Genomic DNA, 20,101 nt, shown 5'->3' with positions numbered 1-20,101 from the left:
TAAAAGATTAAAACTGATAGTTGGCAACGAAGTAGTAATTCATCTTGTCGAGATCGACTAAGTCATGAATTGGGTCTGTGCCACGTTCCTGGTTGTAGTAGGTGATGCCGTTGGTCATACCTATGGCGATATCGATATCGTCAGTGAGCTGGTAACCAAGCTCTTCACCATGAATAAGATCTGGGTGGATATTGTCGCCGTCGTAATCCCAGCCATATCTGGAGACTAAGTAGGTGCTGAAGTTAAACCTGTCGGCAAAAAAATAGTCGATGGTAAAGAGATTGCTTGCCTGGTATTCGGACAGCTTTTGATCACCAGCAGTCTTGTATTCATGAAAATTCTTTCTAAAACGTATGCTGTCGCCTATGAATAGGCCTTCTACATAGTCACTCAGATTGAAGCTGACGCGCAGGCTGCCGCGGACACCAACTTCCAGACCCTGTCTTCGTGAGAACTTGGATGTGGGCAGGATCAGGCGTATCTCGCTACTTAAGGTACTTGATTTACTTGGCTTCCAGAGGTTGTTTCTCGACCAGGACAGGGAGGTGTCATTCCAGAAGTCTCCTTGACTTCCATACTCATCACCGTCACTTGCGTGGTAGCCGGAGATGACGGCTTGTAGCCGTGAATTTTTATTCAGCGAATAGCGGATAATTGCAGTGGCCGAATAGTTTCGCTCCGCTAAATATGCACCAGCACTGTATTTGTTTTGAGTGTAGTCGACACCAAGAAAGCCTGACCAGCGGCTCTCTTCAGGATCACTCCATCTGTCCTGAATATTTTCTGCACTCGCTAAAAAAGGCGCTATCCAAAGAATGGATGCGACTAAATATGAGCATATTTTCATTATCGTTGTCCTAATTTAGGCTTTGGTTTTTAACCTTGAATTAAATTAGAGTTTACTAAGTATTCCCCTGGAATTTCGTTTCGGACACGAGACGCTATCATTAGTGCATGTGGCATGCAAAACGAAAAAGCACAAAAAACAGACAAACCTAAAGAAATGTAAAGAGGAGTTCACAGAGTGGGATCTGCATCTCAAATTCTGACGTGCTAAATCGTCAGGTTGATTACACTTTGTAAGGAAAAAGTGTGTGTTGCAGTGACGTAACAGTTTGAAAAGACGAACTGGCTTGACACTCTAGCGACTGCACTGGTTGAGGCTCTGCCGCTAGAGATAGGTGTTGGGAGGAGTTATTCCGCCAGTTCGGCGCCGACACTGAAGCTCAGCATCCTGGGCGGTTCACCCAGCTCCATCCGGCCCTGTTCGCCTACCTTAATCACCACTGCCGGCATCAGCAGCTGGTTCAGGCGCTCCCCTTCGCCGCTGGTCAGCACCGCGTCTACGGTGATCTGCTCGTTCTGGGTGCTGGGTTGCAGCGAGAGGCGGTAGTCACCCAACTGGTGGTCGCTCCACTGGTTGGCGGGCACTCGAGCGTCCAGTTGCATGGGTTGGGCGCCGGGCAGCACCACTTCGATGGAGAGATCCAGCTCCTGGGCCGCAGCGTTTAGGGCGGTCAGCGACAACAGCAGGGGCAGAGCGAATTTCATTGGGTCTCCAGAGCAACAGGAAGCGAAAAACAGAGGCCAGAGTATCAGAAATTTGTGGGCGTCAGAAATGGAGTCTATTGATTGGGTAATAAAAAAGGCACCGCAAGGTGCCTTATCTCATTTGGGACAATTTTAGAGAATGCGCTCCTTGAGGAAGCGCTCCCGGCGTGCCAGTTCCGCTTCCCTGGCCATCTTCGCTTTGCGCTTGTCGCAGGGCTCCGGGCAGTCGCACACCTTGTCGATGCCGACGCCCCCCAGGCCACCGCAGGAACCGGCGATGGTCTTGCGCCTGAACAGGTAGCCGACGGACATCATCAGGATCACCAGCAGCATGATGGCAAAGGTGGTGGCAAAGGCGGTCATAGCTTGTCTCCAAATCCGGGCACCCAACAGGGCGCCCCTTATTCAGTCACCGAAGTCATCCAGCAGGATGTTCTCGTCTTCGACACCCAGGTCTTTGAGCATCTTGATTACCGCGGCGTTCATTACCGGTGGTCCACACATGTAGAACTCACAATCCTCAGGGGCCTTATGGTCCTTCAGGTAGTTCTCGTAGAGCACATTGTGGATGAAGCCGGTGTAGCCGTCCCAGTTGTCTTCGGGCAGGGGATCGGACAGGGCCACGTTCCAGTGGAAGTTGTCGTTCTCCGCCGCCAGACCGTCGAAGTCCTCCTGGTAGAAGATCTCCCGCACCGAGCGGGCACCGTACCAGAAGCTCATCTTACGCTTGGTCTGTTTCGCCTTCAGCTGGTCGAAGATGTGGGAGCGCATGGGGGCCATGCCGGCACCACCACCGATGAAGATCATCTCCGCCTCGCTCTCCTCCTTGACGAAGAACTCGCCGAAGGGGCCGGAGATCACCACCTTGTCACCGGCCTTGAGGTTGAAGATGTAGGAGGACATTTTGCCCGGAGGCAGGTCGTTACTCGGCGGCGTGGCGATACGCACGTTGAGCATGATCAGGCCCTTCTCATCCGGGTAGTTGGCCATGGAGTAGGCGCGCAGCACGTCCTCCTCGACCACGGATTCCAGCTGGAACAGCTCATACTTCTCCCAGTCGTCACGGTACTCTTCCGGGATGTCGAAGTCGGCGTAGTTCACCTTGTGGGCCGGGGCTTCAATCTGGATGTAGCCACCGGCCTTGAAGGGCACCTCTTCGCCTTCCGGCACCTTGAGGCGCAGCTCCTTGATGAAGGTGGCGGTGTTGTCGTTGGAGATGACCTCGCATTCCCACTTCTTCACCCCGAAGATCTCCTCTTCGATCTCCAGCTCCATGTCGTCTTTCACTGCCACCTGGCAGGCGAGACGACAGCCGTCTTTGGCCTCTTTCTTGGTGATGTGGTCCCGTTCGGTGGGCAGGATCTCGCCACCGCCGGACTTCACATGCACCCGGCATTGGCCGCAGGTGCCGCCGCCGCCGCACGCGGAAGGGATAAAGATATCCTGGCCCGCCAGGGCGCCCAGGAGTTTGCCACCGGCAGGCGTGTTGACCGTTTTATCCGGGTCGCCATTGATGCCGATGGTGACGTCGCCTGAGGCGACCAGTTTGCTTTTGGCGATAAGGATCACCGCGACCAGCAGACACACCACTATGGTGAACATGCTGATGCCGATTGCCATTTCCATCGCGTTACCTTCTTAAATCGTCACAAATTGGGTTACAGGGCGATGCCCACGAAGGCCATAAAGCCCAGTGCCATCAGTCCGGTGGAGATAAAGGTGATGCCGATACCCTGCAGCCCCTCGGGGATGGCAGAGAACTTCATCCGCTCTCTCAGGCCGGCCAGCAGTACGATGGCCATGGCCCAACCGGAGCTGGAGCCCAGTGCAAACACCACGGACTCGGTCATGTTGTAGTCGCGGTTGGCCATGAAGATCACCCCGGCGAAGATGGCGCAGTTTACCGTCAGCAGCGGCAGGAAGATCCCCAGGGTCTGGTAGAGCGCCGGGGCGTACTTGTCCAGCACCATCTCCAGGATCTGTACCAGGGCGGCGATCACACCGATGAAGGTGATCAGCTTCAGGTAGCTGAGATCCAGGTTCGGCATCCCCGCCCAGGCCAGGGCGCCAGGTTTAAGGAAGTTAACGTAGATCAGTTGGTTAACTGGAACGGCCAGGGCCATCACCACCACCACCGCAACCCCCAGACCGAAGGAGGTGGAGACCTTCTTCGATACCGCCAGGAAGGTGCACATCCCCATGAAGAAGGAGAGGGCCATGTTGTCGATAAAGGCGGCCTGAACGAACAGGTTGATATAGTGTTCCATATTCGCTCCTTAGCCTTTGCGCTTCTGAATCACGTGAAGGCCCCAGATCATCAGGCCGATAAGGAAGAAGGCGCTGGGGGCCATCTTGAACATCTCGTTGGCCAGGTAGAAGCCGCCGTTCTCTGTGGTGGTGATCACCTCATGACCGAACAGGGTGCCTGCGCCCAACAGTTCGCGAACGAAGCCCACCCCAACCAGGATGACGCCATAGCCCAGGGAGTTGCCCAGGGCGTCGATCACCGACATCAGCGGTCCACTCTTCATGGCGTAGGCTTCCGCCCGTCCCATCACGATGCAGTTGGTGATGATCAGTCCCACAAACACCGACAGCTTCTGGGACAGCTCATAGGCCACGTCCTGCAGCACCATGTCCACCACAATCACCAGAGAGGCGATCACCGTCATCTGGGCGATGATGCGCACGCTGTTGGGGATGAAGTTGCGGATCAGCGAGATAAACAGGTTGGAGAACACCAGAACGAAGGTCACCGCCAGGGTCATCACCACCGCGGTCTCCATGGAGTTACTCACCGCCAGGGCGGAACAGACACCCAGAACCTGCATGGCGACCGGGTTGTTGGCAAAGATGGGAGAGGTCAGCACCTGCTTGGCTGCATTACTGCGACTGCTCATCTCAGGCCTCCTTCTTAATGGTGTTCAGGAAGTTCTGGTAGCCCTCTGGACCGAACCAGAATGTCACCGCTTTCTGCAGACCCCGGGCGGTCTTGGTGGCGCCACTGACGCCATCGACACCGTGAACGTCGCCTTTCTTGGCGCCGCCTTTGACCACCGCCAATACAGGCTTGCCGCTGTCGTCGAAAATCTGCTTGTTGTGCCAACCCGAGAGCCACTTGGCGTCCTTCAGGAAGTCGGTCAGGCCGGGAGTTTCCCCGTGCTCGGAGATCACCAGCCCTTCGATGGTGTTCAGGTCTGGCTGTATGGCCACATAACCGTAGACCACGGACCACAGGCCCTTACCATGGATGGGGAACACCACACTGGCCAGCTGGCCGTTTTCGTCGGTGACTTTGAACACCCGGGCCTGATTGGCACGGCGCTTGATGCGGGCGGTGTCCTTCTTGGGCTTGATGGAGGTGTCCGGATTAATGGCCGCCATGCGGTCGTCGAAATCCAGAATCTCGTTGGCGCTGAGATCTTCAGTGGTGCCGCTGTCCAAGTTGACCAGCATCGGCGTGACCCGGCTGTCGAACAGCTCCTCGATGTCGTCGCCCTGAATATTGGCGGCAACCAGCACGTAGCGCTTCAGTTCGCTGCGTTTCTTCGCCAGCTTGCGCTCTTTCAGGACCTCGGCGGTGCCGGTGATCATAAAGGAGCAGAGCAGGCAGAGAACCACGCTGAAGGCCATGGTTCCCAGCACGGAATCTTTGTTAAATGCCATTGCGTGACAGCCTCCGCTTGATGTTGGCGCGTGCCACCAGGTAATCGAAAATCGGTGCCCACAGGTTGCTGAACAGAATCGCCAGCATCATCCCTTCGGCCATCTTGGGGTTGACCACACGAACCAGTACCACCATGAAACCGATGAGGATGCCGTAGGCCCAGCGCCCCTTACGGGTGTAGGTACTGGTCACCGGATCCGTAGCCATAAACAGCATACCGATGGCGAAGCCGCCGGTGACCAGGTGCCAGGTCCAGGGCATGGCAAACATGGGGTTGGAGTCGGAGCCGATCACATTGAACAGGGTGGCGGTGGCCACCATGCCGACGAACACGCCTGCGACGATTCGCCAGGAGGAGAGGCTGGAGAGCATCAGCAGGCCGCCACCAATCAGCAGGGCCAGGGTGCTGGTTTCGCCAATGGCACCTGGGGTCAGTCCCAGGAAAGCATCCCACCAGGCCGAGTCGGTGAACGCCTGGTACCAGGCATAGTCGGCAAAGGCCAGTTTGCCCTTGGCGGCCAGGGCCAGGTCAGTGGCACCGGTGTAGCCGTCTACGGCCACCAGCTGCTCCGGGGCAGCAAATACTGTGGGGTAGGCAAAGTAGAGGAACGCCAGACCCGCCAGAGCCGGGTTGAGGAAGTTACAGCCCAGACCACCGAACACCTCTTTGGCCATTACCACGCCGAAGGTGACGCCCAGGGCCACCATCCACAGGGGAGTGGAGATGGGTAGGATCAGCGCAAACAGCATCGAGGTAACCAGGAAGCCTTCATGCAGCTCCTGACCACGGGCACGGGCAAACACAATCTCCCAGAACAGGTTGACCGCCAGAGCGGTAACGTAGATGGGCAGGAACAGGCAGGCGCCGTAGGTCAACATGGCCAGGACACCACTGTCGGCGTTCAGCTCGCCAAACAGGGCAGTGAACAGCCCATTGGCCGCTTCGGCGCCGCCGGCGATGGCGATCTGGGCCTGCAGGCCCTGGTTGTAGAGGCCAAACAGCATGGCCGGCACCAGACACCACATCACCACCCACATGGTGCGTTTTACATCGATGCCGTCGCGGATGTGCACCTTACCCGAAGTCGGACGGGCATGGGCGACAAACAGCGATCGCATGAAGGCTTTCATGGAGTTGCCGTGGGCGTAATACGCCTCCTGGCGTTTTTTGGGATTGGAACCGCTCATCAGCCTTCCTTCTCAATAATGTCCAGACAGGTGCGCAGCTCCTTGCCGAAGTCGTACTTACTCGGGCAGACAAAGGTGCACAGTGCCAAGTCCTCTTCATCCAGCTCCAATGCACCCAAAGCCTGGGCTTCATCGGTATCCTGGCAGATGAGATCTCTCAGCAGCAGGGTCGGGAGGATATCCAGCGGCATCACCTTCTCAAACTGGCCAAAGGCCACGATGGCGCGCTTGGAGCCCCCGGTCTGGGTGGTCAGGTCGAACTTCTGCTTGCCGGCAAACAGGGAGACCAGGTTGCGAGCGATGGAGAACACTTTCCGTGAAGGGCGCTCCCAAGGCAGCAGCTCGTGCTCACTGTCTTCGGTGAGGACGGTGACCTGGTTGTGGAAGCGTCCCAGGAAGTCGTGGGGACCGTCGGCGGTATGACCTGAGAGTACGGAGCCGGAGACCACTCGAGAGTGGCTGGGCTTGAGCTCGCCTCTCATCAGGCGGGTAAGCTCAGCTCCCAACGGGATGCGCACCAGGCGGGGATCAAGGATGTCCGGGCCGGACAGGGCAATCACCCGGTCGGTGTACAGCTCGCCGGTGGTGAACAGCTTGCCGACCGCAATCACATCCTGATAGCCGATGTGCCATACCTGACGTTCCAGGCTGACCGGCAGGATGTGGTGGATATGGGTGCCCACCAGGCCAGCAGGGTGTACGCCGGCAAATCGGTGTGTCTCTACCTGGGGTAGGTTGGCTCCGGGCAGATCATCACCGGCGTCGTGACACAGGTACAGCTTGCCGTCGGTCAGGGTGCTAAGCACCTTGAGGCCATCGGCGAAGGACTGGGCCTCCTCGGCGATCACCACCCTGGGGTCTGCCGCCACCGGATTGGTGTCCATAGCGGTGATAAACAGGCCCGCCGGAGTGCTGCCGGGCTTAGGAGCTCGGGAGAAGGGACGGGTGCGCAGGGCGGTCCACAGGCCACTGGCCAGCAGGTTGGTCTGCACCTGGTCCCGGGTCAGGCCGTCGAGATCCTCGAAGCAGTCGAACAGCATCTGTTCGTCCCCTTCGATGTCGATCACCACGGACTGCAGCACACGGCGTTCGCCCCGGTGGATGGCACTGACCACCCCGGAGGCGGGGGCCGTGTACAGCACACCCTTCTGCTTCTTATCCTCAAACAGCGGCTGGCCCTTCTTCACCCTGTCCCCGGGCTCCACCAGCATGGTGGGCTTGAGGCCGGCGTACTCTTCGCCGAGCAGGGCTACATGGGAGGGACACAGGCGGCCGTCGATCTCTTGCCGGGGTTCACCGGCCAGGGGCACGTCCAGCCCCCGTTTTACGGTCGTTACCTTAGTTGTCGTCGCCATTGCAGTCTTCGATTACAAAAAAATTGTGACAAGGATAAAACTTCATCGCTTCAACTTCCTTTAGGGAGGTCACACTTTGTAGTAAAAGGTGAAGCGAATTCTAATAATAAAACGGAATAAAGTTACATCACTGCCCTGGTTGGATAGTGAGCTATATATGGCATGGTATTGTATTTAAAGTACTTATCTGTCATTTCTGAGAAGTGATGAATGCCGATTATGAATTGGGCTCATTGTTGCTTGATCAACAAATGACTTTTTCTGTATGGAAATCCGTCGCTTTCGTCGTGTGATGCGTGATGTGGTGTCACAGGGAGGGGGTGCCCAGTGGGAGCTGGATCGCCAGAAGATAAAAAAAGGCGCAGCTTGAGCTGCGCCTTTCAAGTTTAGGCAGAGATTACAGCCTAACGTTAACGCCTACGTAGTAGCGACGGCCAACCAGATCGTAGATCGGGTTAACGGTGTAACCTGGAGGCAGTTTGTCAAACAGGTTACGGATACCGGCACGCAGCTGTACGGTGTCGTTAAAGTTGTAGGTACCACCCAGGTCATGAGTAATGATGGTTGGTACGTAGTGAGGGCTTACGTCCTCTGGAGATCCGCCGTTGGGGGACACATCATAGGTAACGGAGTTGTCGATGAAGCGAGTCACCCAGTTTACGGTCATGTCATCCCAGCGGTAGTTGGCGCTCAGTCGGAACTGCAGCTCTGGATCACCAACCTCACCCTTCTCGTCGTTCACCTCGTCTGGACGATCCTGGAACTCAAACTGTTCCAGTTCCAGAAGCTGGTTACCAACCAGGTTCAGGTCCAGTTCACCTGGGCCCAGGTCCATGGAGTAGCTGGCCTGCAGCTCGATACCACGGGTGTTGTAGGCAGCGGCGTTCAGGTAACCGGAACGCACCAGGGTGATGTCGAAGGTGTTGGGGTCACGGTCAACCTGAGAACAGAAGTTGGCGTCTGGGCCACCGGTGGCGTCAACACAGTTGTCGGCAACGTCTTGAGCTGCTACGAAGATGATCGCGTCTTCGATCTCAATGTCGTAGTAGTCAACGGTGATGGACAGGTTCTCGATGAAGGTGGGGCTCCACACGATACCAGCAGTCTTAGACTTGGAGGTCTCGGACTCCAGGTTGGGGTTACCACCGGAGAGCAGGTCCACACTCACGTTGTCGTTGGCTTGGAAGCCAGGAGGCATGCCCAGGGCAGCACAGTTGGCGGCGCGATCCGGATCGTCACTGATGTTGTCCGCGTCACATGGATCGGATACACGGGCAAAACCGGGAGACAGAGGATCGAACGCTTCGCCAACGTTAGGCGCACGTACCGCCTCGCCAATGGTACCGCGGAAGCTCAGGCCGTCGAATGGAGAGTAGAAGGCACCCACTTTCCACGCATCGGCGTTACCGGCGTGGGAGTAGTCCGCACCACGGAAGGCAGCGTCCAGAGTCAGCTCTTCGATACCGGTCATGCCCTGGATGATGGGCAGGTTAACCTCAATGAAGTATTCGGTAACGTCGTACTCACCGTAGGAGTCCGGAGTCGCCGCATTGGTCAGGAAGCCAGCCTTGGTGAACTCGTCAGTGGTGGTTTCGGAGGTCTCTTCACGATATTCCCAACCCACAACCACATCTACCGGGCCGCCAGGCAGTTCGAACAGCTCGGAAGAGTCGGTCGCCAGGGTGGCGCCCATCACCTGCTGAGTGATCTTGTCGTTACGGGTTACGTCGGCAGAGACGAAGTCACGTGCCGCATCAGAAGCCTGGCCGAAGCCGAAGGGGTTGTAGGCCACACACTGATCGCCGTTAACAGAGGCTGGATCCTGGTAGTCGTCACCCTGAGCACTAGGTACCTGACTGCGACAGGCGGCTTCGCCAGTCTCAGGATCAATCACCGTATCAATGGCTGCAACCAGGTTGTCGGGGATCAGGTCGTTCAGAGTCTTACGCTCGTTGCGGGTTTCGCCCCAAACGTAGAACACTTCCCAGTTAAAGTCGGTCTGGCTCAGGGTAAAGTCACCCTTGAAGCCGCCAACGAAGCGGAACAGGTCACGCTGGTTGTCGGCAGAGCGGTTGCCCAACTCGTCGAAGAACTTAGCCATGCTGACGCTGGTCTGGCCGGCATCCAGCAGGGTAGTACGCAGGCCTTCATCCAGGAATGGGTTGTCCTCTACATCAATGGTGATGTTACCGAAGCGGAAGGAGGGCTGGAACTGCTGCTTGATCTCGGAGCTTACGTATTTGAAGTCAGAGAAGAACTGGACGTTGTCGGTCAGATCGTAGTTAAAGGTCGAGCCGACGGTGATACGCTCAACGCCTGGGATGTAGTTTTCGTACTCTTCGGGGTTGAAACAGGTGTCACAACCGTTGGGGAAGTTACCGAATGCGAAGCTGTTGTCCAGGTCGCGCTCGGTCTGCAGCATGGGGTTGCCGTTCTGATCGAAGGTCCAGCGACCAGCACCGCCACCGAAGGGGTTAAGCACACCGGTGTCGTTGATCATCTCGGAGTACACGCGGGGTACACGCAGACGATCTGGGATGCCGTCTTCTTCGCCGGTGTTGTCAGGGTTGGCCACAGTGCCCCAGCCATCCAGCTGACGCAGCTGAGTAGACATCACCTCTTTGGTGCGGTCGTAGTTGGCAAAGAAAGTCACGTTACCACGGCCGTCAGACAGGTCAGCACCACCCAGCAGGCTGATCACGTGACCTTCGGTGTCCACGCCTTCCATGGAGTTACCGTAACCCACATCCAGCTCGAAACCTTCGAAGTTGTCTTTCAGGATGATGTTTACAACACCGGATACCGCATCGGAACCGTAGATCGCAGACGCACCACCGGTTACCACTTCCACGCGCTCAATCAGGGAGGCGGGGATGGTGGTCAAGTCGACCTGAGCGGAGCCAGGGGCACCGGCTACGTGACGCTTGCCGTTTACCAGCACCAGGGTACGGTTGGCACCCAGACGACGCAGGTCAGCGGAGCTGATACCGGCCAGGGCGTTACTGTTGTTGTTACCAATGATGGTGTCGGTTGCGCCCACTGCAGGCAGTTCGGCCAGGATAGAACCCAGGTCGACGTTACCGAACTTGGCAATCTCGTCGGAACCGATGCTTACGATTGGGGCGGGTTGGGTAAATTCAGGACGGGCGATACGAGAACCGGTAACGGTAATCTTCTCAATTTCGCTTCCCTCGTCGTTGCCTTCCTCGGCGGCTACAGCAGGCTGAGCCAAAGATGCGGCTGCGCCAAATACTACAGCCAACCTAACGGACTTGGCCAAGCTAGACTTCACGAACATGCTGTTCTCCCTAAAGTCGATTTATTATTGGATTGCAGCCCCAGGCAGAGATAAGAGCAATTGAACCTTGTTTAGGGGCTGTTAATGTGTGTTGCTCCTGACACTCCGGATGTTAACTCGTTGTTGATTTCATATCTAGAGTTGTGATGGAAAATTGACGTTAATTGAAGGAGTTTACTCTTTCAATACGTTAAACCCCCCATGCTGCAAGCGTTGTAAGCTGGGGTTATGTTAACAATGAAGATATTTCGTGATTAAAAAGTGACCCGGTATCAAGTGGTGAAAATGTGGGCAAGATCACGTGGTATTTGTGGGAGATACCCGTAAGAAATGCCGATTTGACGGCTTTTGACCTAGGGTTGGTATGACTCGGGCTGATGAGTAAGCGCTCATTAGCGCCCTTGACAGTGTGTTGTCCAGGGCAAAGGAGAGAACAATTGGAAAAATTGACGAATCATTTGCGCTGAATCACTAACTTAGCTGGCTGCTCAATACGTCATTGACCTATACCTTAAGGGATAGGAGGGTCTGCAGCGATGAATGTTAACCGAGCCAGAACAAGTGAGTGTCCTGCAGGCTTTGAACAGGGGAGACCTTGGGCAGAGGAGAGTCAGGTGCTGCTTACCCGGCTCGGTAGCTCCCCTTCCGGGCTGAATGCCGATGAAGTTACACGAAGGCGGAGCCTCTTTGGACCGAATCGCCTGCCCAAACCCCCAGCCCTTGGGGTGCTAGAGATATTTCTCAGGCAATTCAAGAGTCCACTTATCTATATCCTGATGCTGGCGGCCGTGTTGTCATTGGTGACCCATGAGGTTACCGATGCCCTGTTCATCGGAGCCATCCTGCTGATCAACGCCGTCATCGGCACCGTTCAGGAGTATTCTGCCCAGCGGGCGACAGAAGCCCTGCAGCGGGTCGTGGGCACTCGGGCCAGAGTGCTCAGAAGTGGTGAACCCTATGACTTGGATGCGGATGAATTGGTGCCGGGGGATATGGTGCTGTTGGAGTCTGGAGACAAGATTCCTGCAGACTTGAGGTTTGTCAGTTGCCATGATGCCGCCATCGATGAATCCCTGTTGACCGGTGAGTCCTTGCCGGTGACCAAGCGCCACGACAACACTCTTCCTATCGATACCGCCCTGGGTGACCGCAGCAATATGGCGTTTGCCGGTACCCTGATGGGGAGAGGCCGGGCGACAGGTGTGGTGGTGGCAACCGGAATGGCGACCCAACTGGGCGGCATTGCCGCTCAGGTGATGAGGGATCCCGAGGCCAAGGTGCCTCTGCTGGTGCGGATGGATACCTTCGTTCGCCGGGTGGCCTTAATGGTGGGCGGAGCGGTGAGCCTGATGGCCCTGGTGGCGCTCTATCAAGGCGCCGGTCTTATGGAGATTATCCTCTTGGCTGTGGCTCTGGCTGTGTCGGTGATTCCTGAAGGTTTGCCTGTGGCGCTGACGGTGGCACTGGCCATAGGTCAGGGGAGGATGGCAAAGCGCCAGGTGATCGTTCGCCGCCTGATCTCCGTTGAGGCACTGGGCTCCTGCACCTGCATCGCCTCCGATAAAACCGGTACTTTGACGGTCAATCGTCTGACGGTCAAAAGGGTGGTGCTGCCCGGAGATAAGATCCTGACGGTCAGCGGTGAGGGGCTGGAACCGACGGGGAGGGTTGAAGGTGAAGAATCATTGACCGAAAACCAACAGCAGAGGTTGCAGCGTCTGGCGAGGGCGGCGCTGCTGTGCAACCCAGCGCATCTTCTCCATCACAATGGCAGTTGGCAGGGGCAGGGGGATGCCGTGGATGTGGCTCTGTTGGTGATGGGCAAGAAGCTGGGGTTGGTGAAGGAAGCCCTGCTTGGGCAATGCCCGGAGTTGGCCAGTCTGCCGTTTGAGTCTGAGAGGATGTTCTGTGCCAGCGCTAACCGCTGCGGTGACCGGGTTCAGGTGTCGGTAAAGGGGGCGCCGGAGCGGATATTGCCTATGTGCGCCACCATGGCGACTTCGGAAGGGGAGGTGCCTCTGGAAGAAGAGGAGCTGCGCAGGGTGGCGGAATCATTGGCCTCGGAGAGTTTTCGCATGTTGGCGGTGGCGGAGGGAACAGCGCCGTCGCAGCTGCACAGCGATGGTGAGCTGGAGCATGCCGGCTTGAAACAGCTGACCCTGCTGGGACTGGTGGGGATGGTGGATCCTCTCAGGCCTGAGTCTGCCCAGGCGGTGGCTGACTGCAAGAGGGCGGGGATCCGAGTGGTGATGGTCACCGGGGATCACCCCATTACCGCCCTGGCAGTGGCGAGAAACCTGGAGTTGGCCGAACGGGCCGATGAAATTGTGACCGGTGAATCACTGAGGCAAGCAGGCGGGGCGCAGGCCGTGGACGCCATCGTCGACCGGGGACGGGTGTTTGCCCGGGTGGAGCCGGTACAGAAGCTGGACATCGTCCACTCGCTGCAGCGGTTGGGCCACTTTGTGGCCGTCAGTGGCGATGGGGCAAACGACTCTCCTGCTCTTAAGGCGGCCCAGGTGGGTGTGGCCATGGGCAAAAGTGGCACCGAGGTGGCCAAGGAGACCAGCGATCTTATCGTCACCGACGACAACTTCAGCTCCATACTGGCGGGCGTCGAGGAGGGACGGGTGGCTTACGCCAATGTGCGTAAAGTGGTATTCCTGCTGATCTCCACCGCTGCTGCCGAGCTGGTACTCTTTACCCTGGCTCTGCTTACCGGGTTGCCTTTGCCCCTGACTGCGGTGCAACTGCTGTGGCTGAATCTGGTCACCAACGGCATTCAGGACGTCGCCCTGGCGTTTGAGCCGGCGGAGGGCAACGAGTTGAAACGCCCACCGAGGGAGCCGCAGGAAACCATCTTTAACCGGCTGATGCTGGAGCGGGTTATTCTGTCGGCGCTCACCATAGGGCCCATGGCCTTCCTGCTGTTCCAGTGGCAGCTGGCCTTGGGGGCCAGTCTGGATGAGGCGCGCAACCTGACTTTGCTGATGATGGTCTTGTTCGAGAATGTACAGGTGTTCAACAGCCGTTCTGAGACCTTATCTCTGTTCCGTCACCCCCTCCTGGGTAACCCGCTGTTGGTGTTTGGTACCCTGGCAGCCCAACTGGTGCATCTGTGGGCCATGCATGCTCCCTGGCTTGCCGGGATTCTGCAGACGGCGCCGGTCACCCTGGATCAATGGACATCACTGCTGCTGGCGGCGTTGCTTCTGTTAGTGGTGATGGAACTGCACAAGGGGTGGTTGCTCTGGCGTCAGCGATAGCGCATCGTTCAGGTACAAAAAAGCCCACCTTGCGGTGGGCTTTTAATGATGTTTGGTGGAGTCGGGGGGAGTTGAACCCCCGTCCGAAAAACCTACATCCTCGGTCCTACATGCTTAGCCGGCTCTTTTAGTTAACCCATAGTGGCGCCGAGCGGCAGGCTTCACCTGGGCGATCCAGATTGAGTTTAACGCTTTGTCTACTGGAGAAGACGCCGCGCGATCCTATATGGCTTGACTACCTTGATCCTTTCCCAATAGGCGGGGGATTGGAGGTAGGCGATCTTACCGCTTATTAGGCGGCGATTGCGTAAGTTTCGTCGTTTGCGACTATTAAAATGCGGCTTTTTTACGAGGCCAACCGCACCTCGGCATGCACCTTGGGTTTCGAGAATCCCGTCGAATCCAAAATCGACCCCAGGTAGGACTACTATACCATTTATCCACAAAGGACGCCAAGACCAGTGTGGATAAGCATTAGGCGATCAGCGCTTGGATCCCTTCATGACCCGGGCTTTTTCGCGGTCCCAGTCACGCTGTTTGGCATCATCACGCTTGTCATGCTGTTTCTTACCCTTACCCAGCCCGAACTCCAGCTTCACCCAGGCCTTCTTCCAATAGAGGGCGGTGGGGATCATGCTGTAGCCCTGGCGCTCCACCAAGCCAATCAGGCGATCCAACTCCCGGCGCTTAAGCAACAGCTTACGCAGGCGCAGGGGATCGGCCACCACGTGGGTGGAGGCGGTGTTCAGGGGAGTAATGGTGACGCCGTGAAGGTAGGCTTCGCCATCTTTAATCTGAATAAAGCCTTCGGTGAGGTTTACTTTGCCTTCGCGAAGGGATTTCACTTCCCATCCCATCAGGGACAGACCCGCCTCAATCTTCTCCTCGATGTGGTACTCGTGGCGCGCCTTCTTGTTCAGGGCGATGGTCGAGGAGGTGGGCTTGGATTTTTTAGAACTTTTCTTAGCCATAGCGGCGTATTATACCTGTCTGCCGTAGATTTGGTATGACCTTGGGCAAGGGATTGTTACAATGCCCGGGAATTGTAGTTGGGAGAGTGAGTCGATGCCGCAGATAAACCGCAGCGCCCTGGTCCGCTTCAGTGCGCAGCAGATGTATGACCTGGTCAATGACGTGGCGTCATATCCGCAGTTTCTGCCTGGTTGCGTAGGCGGAGAGGTCCATAGCCATACCGAAGAGGAGATGGTGGCCACTGTCTCAGTCAAAAAGGCCGGGATTGCTCAGAGTTTTACCACGGTAAACAGCCTACAGGCACCACAGGTGATCACCATGAGCCTGAAAGAGGGGCCTTTTCAGGCCCTGAAAGGGACCTGGAGTTTTAAGGCGCTCACCGAAGCGGCCTGTAAGGTGGAGCTCTGTTTGGATTTTGAGTTCAATAACCCGGTAACTCAAAAGGCCTTCGGTAAAGTGTTCAATGATCTGGCCCAAAATATGGTGATGGCGTTCTCCGAGCGTGCCAAGGAGGTCTACCGTGGCTAAGAGTTTTCAGGTTGAGGTGGTGTACGCCTTGCCGCAAGGAGCGACTGTGGTCAAGGTCGCCGCCGAACCGGGCAACAGTGCCGAGGCACTGATCCAGGCCAGTGGCATACTGTCGAGGCATCCTGACATCGATCTTGCCAAGAACAAGGTCGGGGTATTCAGCCGTCAGGTGAAGCTGGACTATGAGGTGAAGCCCGGTGAGCGAATCGAGATCTACCGCCCCCTGATTGCAGACCCCAAAGAGGTGCGTAAGCGCCGGGCCGAACAGGCCAAAGCCAAGGCCGAATGAGTCGTCTTGCAAAGTGAAACGGGCTCCTATTGGAGCCCGTTTTCTATTCTGTTTACGGTGCTAGAAAAGGGCCGGAATAGATAGCATTTGTCCAATGAGATCCGGTAACCGCATCCGAGCAGGCTAGTGCGTGTTAATGATGGCGGGTCTTGCTCGATGTCTTTGGGGGCAGGCGCCAGGGGAAGGATCAAAAAAGCCGGCGGTGCCGGCTTTTTTCTTACTTAGGACCTGACACGCTCAGCGGCGTATCGAACAGCTCCGACAGAGTGTAATCACCGCTCACCGAGGCGACCTTGTCCTGTTCAAACTTGATGACGAGTTCTTTGCGAGTGATCTCATTGGTGCGACCACTCTTGAACTGGTAGACGTAGTACCAGGTGTTATCGGCAAAGGAGTCACGCAATACAGGACGGCCCAGAATGAACTCCACCTGCTCTCGAGTCATGGCAACTCTCAGCTTCTCTACCTGAGACTGCTCGATGAAGTTGCCTTGAGGAATGTCGATCTTGTACACCAGGCTGTCAAACACCGAACACCCGCTGAGGGTTGCTGCGGTCAGGGCCGCGGCCAACCAAATCTTACACTGCTTCATGCTGTTAATCGTTATCCCCTGTAAGTGAAACGCGATAATACCCCAGCCCGGGGGAGAAAGGGAAATTCAATACCACTAGGACTGTCCGACTCGTAGGAGGTTCCCCGTACTCGGGCGAGACTAAGACAAAAAAAGGCCGGCTAAGCCGGCCTTGGATTGCACACTAAGCGGATAACCTTGTTACAGGGCACCACGGAAGATGGCGCTGATCTCCTCGTGAGTCGCCTGCTTGGGGTTAGTCAGGCCACAGGCATCGTTCAATGCGTTGGTGGCCAGAGTTGGGATATCTTCCTCTTTCACACCCAGTTCGGTCAGGTTGGCGGGAATGCCAATGTCCTTGGACAGTTCGCGGATGGCGTTCAGGGCCGCTTCGGCACCGTCAGCGGCGGTCATGCCGGTGGTGTCGATGCCCATGCAACGAGCCACATCGGCCAGACGCTCTGGAACAACCTGGGCGTTGTAAGCCTGTACGTGAGGCAGCAGGATGGCGTTGCATACGCCGTGTGGCAGGTCGTAGAAACCGCCCAGCTGGTGAGCCATGGCGTGTACGTAACCCAGGCTGGCATTGTTGAAGGCCATGCCTGCCAGGAACTGAGCGTAGGCCATCTGGTCACGGGCTTCGATGTCAGTGCCATCGGCAACCGCGTTGCGCAGGTTGTCGGCAATCAGGGTGATCGCTTTCTCTGCACAGGCGTCGGTGATGGGGTTGGCAGCGATAGACACATAGGCTTCTACGGCGTGGGTCAGTGCGTCCATACCGGTAGCGGCAGTCAGAGACTTGGGCTTGCCAACCATCAGCTGCGGATCGTTAACGGACAGGATGGGAGTGGTGTTCTTGTCCACAATGGCCATCTTGATGTGACGATCTTCGTCGGTGATGATGCAGAAGCGAGTCATCTCGGACGCGGTGCCTGCAGTGGTGTTGATGGCCACCAGAGGCAACTGAGGTTTGGCGGACTTGTCGACACCTTCGTAGTCTCGGATGTCGCCACCGTTGGCGGCTACCAGAGCGATACCCTTGGCACAGTCGTGTGGTGAACCACCGCCCAGGGAGATAACGAAGTCACAGTCGTTCTCTTTCAGCAGAGCCAGACCATCGTTTACGTTACCCACGGTTGGGTTGGGCTGGGTACCATCGAATACAACGGTCTCCAGGCCACGAGTGGCCAGCTTGTCTACCACTTGAGCAACCAGGCCTACCTCAACCAACACCTTATCGGTGACGATCAGGGCGCGCTTGAAGCCCAACTGGAGAATATCGTCTGCGGCTGCATCCACGGCGCCGGTGCCCAGAGTGTTCACGGAAGGAATAAAAAACTTCGCTACGGACATGGGCTGTCTCCTTTAAGTTTGAAATTAAAATTCTATCTGGGGCCAAAATAACCCGTCGGCTCCCCCGTTTTTGTGACATTTCGCAGACTTTTCTATGAAAGTTTGCAAGATATGATGGAAATATTACCTAAGTTAAAAAAGCCGGATATTCGTCGGCTGGATCCGCAAAACTCAGATTATTAGATGAAGATCTTGCGAACCTGATTAAAAAACTCACAAGCGCGTTTGCTGAGGGTCACATGAAGGGGGAAAAGTGGGATCGAGGTGCCGGACGGGCCGGCACCTGCTGTTTTCGGAGGAAGACTACTCTTTGACCAGGAGTTCTCTGGCATTGGCCAGGGTGGCGTCCGTGATGCTGTCGCCGCCCAGCAATCTGGCCAGTTCATCCAGGCGCTGGTTCTGGGCCAGGGGGATCATCAGGGTCTCGGTGGCCTTCCCTTTGGTGGATTTGCTGACGAACATGTGGTTATGTCCATTGCCCGCCACCTGAGGCAGGTGGGTCACACAGAAGACCTGGGTGGATTCACCCAGGGTGCGGAGCATCCGTCCCACCACGGCGGCGGTCGGGCCGGAGATCCCCACATCCACTTCATCGAAGATCAGAGTTGGGGTGGCCACCTTGCGCGCCGTGATCACCTGGACTGCCAGGCTGATCCGCGACAGTTCCCCCCCTGAGGCCACTTTGCCTAAAGGTTGCAGCGGCTGGCCTGGGTTGGTTGAAACCATGAACTGCAACCGGTCGCTGCCGCTGGGGGAGAGCGATTGTGACTCGAAGTTCACCTCAATATGGAATTTGGCGTGAGGCAGGGCCAGTTCCCTGAGGTTGGCCGTGATCTGTTTATTCAGCTCCTTGGCATAACGCTGGCGGCTCTTGCTGAGTCGCTGGGCGGACTGACCACAGGCTTCTCTTGCCTGGTCGCGCTCCTGCTCAAGCTGTTCGAGGCGCTCCTCACCTGCGCCTATGGCGGAGAGTTCTTCGGCCAGATGAGTGTGGAATTCGGCCAGGTCGACGGCCTTCACCTGATGCTTGCGCGCCAGAGTCATGGCCTTGGAAAGCCGCTCTTCCAACTCATGGAAACGTTCTGGATCCATCTCCAGGCTTTGATGATAGCGATCCAGCTCGGCGGCTCCCTCTTGCAGCTGAATCAACCCTTCGTGCAGAAGTTCCATGGTCGGAGACAGGGTGGCATCCTCACCGGCCAGCGTTTCCACCTCGCCAATGGCTTGCTGCAGCAGGGAAAGGGCGCTGACCTCTTCACCTTCGCTGAGCAGGTAGCATGCCCGCTGGCTCTGCTCCATCAGGGTGGTGCAGTTGGCCAACCGCTTATGTTCGGCCTCAATATTCTGAAACTCTCCTGGTTCCAGGCCAAACTCGTCCAGCTCCTGAACCTGATACTCCAACAATTGCTGTCGGGCCTGGCGCTGTTCCTGCTCGTCGCGCAGACGTACCAGTTCATTATCCAGGTGTTTCCAGCGTCGGTAGTTGTTGGCACAGGCCTCAAGCAGACCATGATGGGCGGCGTAGTTGTCCAGCAGGTTTTGCTGAGTCTGGCTTTGCAGCAACCCCTGATGGGCATGCTGGCCGTGGATGGTCAGCAGCATCTGACCCAGAGCCTTGAGTTGAGCCAGAGGAACCGGCTGACCATTGATCCAGGCTTTGGAGCGGCCTTCGCTGCTGATGCTGCGCCTGAGGATGCACTGGTCCTCGTCGTCCAGTTCATTCTCCTTCAACCAGTGGACGGCGTCGGGAATGGCGCGGATGTCAAAGCAGGCAGACAGCTCGGCGCGGGTCGCGCCCGGGCGCACCATGGCGGCTTCCCCCCGGCCACCGACGCACAGCCCCAGGGCATCGATGGCGATGGACTTGCCGGCACCGGTCTCGCCGGTGATGGTGGTCATGCCGGAGCGAAACTCCAGTTCGAGGAACTTAACAATGGCGAAATTGGAGACCGTCAGTTGGCTCAGCATCTCAGTTTCCTGTATGAATAGACATACTGTATGGAAAGACAGTATAGAGGTTTTTTTTGCTCAGTAAAGCAACAGAGACAAAAAGTTGTACAGCG

The 20,101-nt window shown here is 56.8% G+C and carries 16 protein-coding genes, 1 other RNA gene and 1 pseudogene; 3 read left to right on the top strand and 15 right to left on the bottom strand.

Annotated features, from left to right (window positions below; genetic code table 11):
• Positions 1-7 precede the first annotated feature (7 nt).
• The 10 genes from G505_RS0105310 to G505_RS0105265 form a co-directional block, all read right to left on the bottom strand.
• Positions 8-847 (bottom strand): hypothetical protein, encoded by an 840-nt coding sequence (locus G505_RS0105310; protein ID WP_157509059.1) that lies wholly within the window; start codon positions 845-847, stop codon positions 8-10.
• Positions 848-1,194: 347 nt separating this feature from the next.
• Positions 1,195-1,551 carry a hypothetical protein gene (locus tag G505_RS0105305; protein WP_028108631.1) on the bottom strand — a complete coding sequence of 119 codons (357 nt, stop codon included), beginning with the start codon at positions 1,549-1,551 and terminating at the stop codon, positions 1,195-1,197.
• Between the two features lie 132 nt (positions 1,552-1,683).
• Positions 1,684-1,914: a (Na+)-NQR maturation NqrM gene (gene nqrM, locus G505_RS0105300; protein WP_028108630.1), complete on the bottom strand. Its 231-nt coding sequence runs from the start codon at positions 1,912-1,914 to the stop codon at positions 1,684-1,686.
• A 42-nt stretch (positions 1,915-1,956) separates the two neighbouring features.
• Complete coding sequence (gene nqrF, locus G505_RS0105295; RefSeq protein WP_028108629.1) at positions 1,957-3,177, bottom strand: NADH:ubiquinone reductase (Na(+)-transporting) subunit F; 1,221 nt, start codon at positions 3,175-3,177, stop codon at positions 1,957-1,959.
• 32 nt (positions 3,178-3,209) lie between these two features.
• The gene (nqrE, locus tag G505_RS0105290; protein WP_028108628.1) at positions 3,210-3,818 is read right to left on the bottom strand and encodes an NADH:ubiquinone reductase (Na(+)-transporting) subunit E; all 609 of its coding nucleotides are present in this window, start codon (positions 3,816-3,818) and stop codon (positions 3,210-3,212) included.
• A 9-nt stretch (positions 3,819-3,827) separates the two neighbouring features.
• The gene (locus G505_RS0105285) at positions 3,828-4,451 is read right to left on the bottom strand and encodes an NADH:ubiquinone reductase (Na(+)-transporting) subunit D (RefSeq protein ID WP_028108627.1); all 624 of its coding nucleotides are present in this window, start codon (positions 4,449-4,451) and stop codon (positions 3,828-3,830) included.
• A 1-nt stretch (position 4,452) separates the two neighbouring features.
• On the bottom strand, positions 4,453-5,217 hold the full coding sequence (locus G505_RS0105280; RefSeq protein WP_028108626.1) for a Na(+)-translocating NADH-quinone reductase subunit C: 765 nt from the start codon (positions 5,215-5,217) through the stop codon (positions 4,453-4,455).
• Positions 5,207-6,406, bottom strand: coding sequence for an NADH:ubiquinone reductase (Na(+)-transporting) subunit B (locus G505_RS0105275; protein WP_028108625.1), 1,200 nt, complete (start codon positions 6,404-6,406; stop codon positions 5,207-5,209). Before G505_RS0105275 ends, G505_RS0105280 begins: the two co-directional genes overlap by 11 nt.
• Entirely contained in the window at positions 6,406-7,761 is a 1,356-nt protein-coding gene (locus G505_RS0105270) for a Na(+)-translocating NADH-quinone reductase subunit A (protein WP_028108624.1), read from the bottom strand. Before G505_RS0105270 ends, G505_RS0105275 begins: the two co-directional genes overlap by 1 nt.
• A 397-nt stretch (positions 7,762-8,158) precedes the next feature.
• Positions 8,159-11,059 carry a TonB-dependent receptor domain-containing protein gene (locus G505_RS0105265; RefSeq protein ID WP_028108623.1) on the bottom strand — a complete coding sequence of 967 codons (2,901 nt, stop codon included), beginning with the start codon at positions 11,057-11,059 and terminating at the stop codon, positions 8,159-8,161.
• Positions 11,060-11,595: 536 nt separating this feature from the next.
• On the opposite strand from G505_RS0105265, the gene G505_RS20645 reads away from it, so the two are divergent.
• On the top strand, positions 11,596-14,325 hold the full coding sequence (locus G505_RS20645; protein WP_084643854.1) for a cation-translocating P-type ATPase: 2,730 nt from the start codon (positions 11,596-11,598) through the stop codon (positions 14,323-14,325).
• A gap of 53 nt (positions 14,326-14,378) precedes the next feature.
• On the opposite strand, the gene ssrA is transcribed toward G505_RS20645, so the two are convergent.
• Positions 14,379-14,741: a transfer-messenger RNA gene (gene ssrA / locus G505_RS22680) on the bottom strand.
• A 66-nt stretch (positions 14,742-14,807) separates the two neighbouring features.
• On the bottom strand, positions 14,808-15,296 hold the full coding sequence (gene smpB, locus G505_RS0105255; protein WP_028108622.1) for an SsrA-binding protein SmpB: 489 nt from the start codon (positions 15,294-15,296) through the stop codon (positions 14,808-14,810).
• 94 nt (positions 15,297-15,390) lie between these two features.
• Here smpB and G505_RS0105250 point away from each other — a divergent pair, with 94 nt between their 5' ends.
• Positions 15,391-15,825, top strand: a complete 435-nt coding sequence (locus G505_RS0105250) for a type II toxin-antitoxin system RatA family toxin (RefSeq protein ID WP_028108621.1) — start codon at positions 15,391-15,393, stop codon at positions 15,823-15,825.
• On the top strand, positions 15,818-16,114 hold the full coding sequence (locus G505_RS0105245; RefSeq protein WP_028108620.1) for an RnfH family protein: 297 nt from the start codon (positions 15,818-15,820) through the stop codon (positions 16,112-16,114). Before G505_RS0105250 ends, G505_RS0105245 begins: the two co-directional genes overlap by 8 nt.
• 229 nt (positions 16,115-16,343) lie before the next feature.
• Here the strand turns inward: G505_RS0105245 and G505_RS20640 are convergent.
• The 3 genes and pseudogenes from G505_RS20640 to recN form a co-directional block, all read right to left on the bottom strand.
• Positions 16,344-16,706, bottom strand: a pseudogene (locus tag G505_RS20640) (outer membrane protein assembly factor BamE); the annotation flags it as partial.
• 180 nt (positions 16,707-16,886) lie between these two features.
• Entirely contained in the window at positions 16,887-18,038 is a 1,152-nt protein-coding gene (yiaY, locus tag G505_RS0105235) for an L-threonine dehydrogenase (protein WP_028108619.1), read from the bottom strand.
• Positions 18,039-18,341: 303 nt separating this feature from the next.
• Positions 18,342-20,006 (bottom strand): DNA repair protein RecN, encoded by a 1,665-nt coding sequence (gene recN / locus G505_RS0105230; protein WP_028108618.1) that lies wholly within the window; start codon positions 20,004-20,006, stop codon positions 18,342-18,344.
• Positions 20,007-20,101: the final 95 nt, after the last annotated feature.

It is taken from the genome of Ferrimonas futtsuensis DSM 18154, from assembly GCF_000422645.1.
Taxonomy (GTDB): domain Bacteria; phylum Pseudomonadota; class Gammaproteobacteria; order Enterobacterales; family Shewanellaceae; genus Ferrimonas; species Ferrimonas futtsuensis.
The sequence above is the reverse complement of the archived record's forward strand: the minus strand, read 5'-3'. Positions and strand labels throughout refer to the sequence as shown.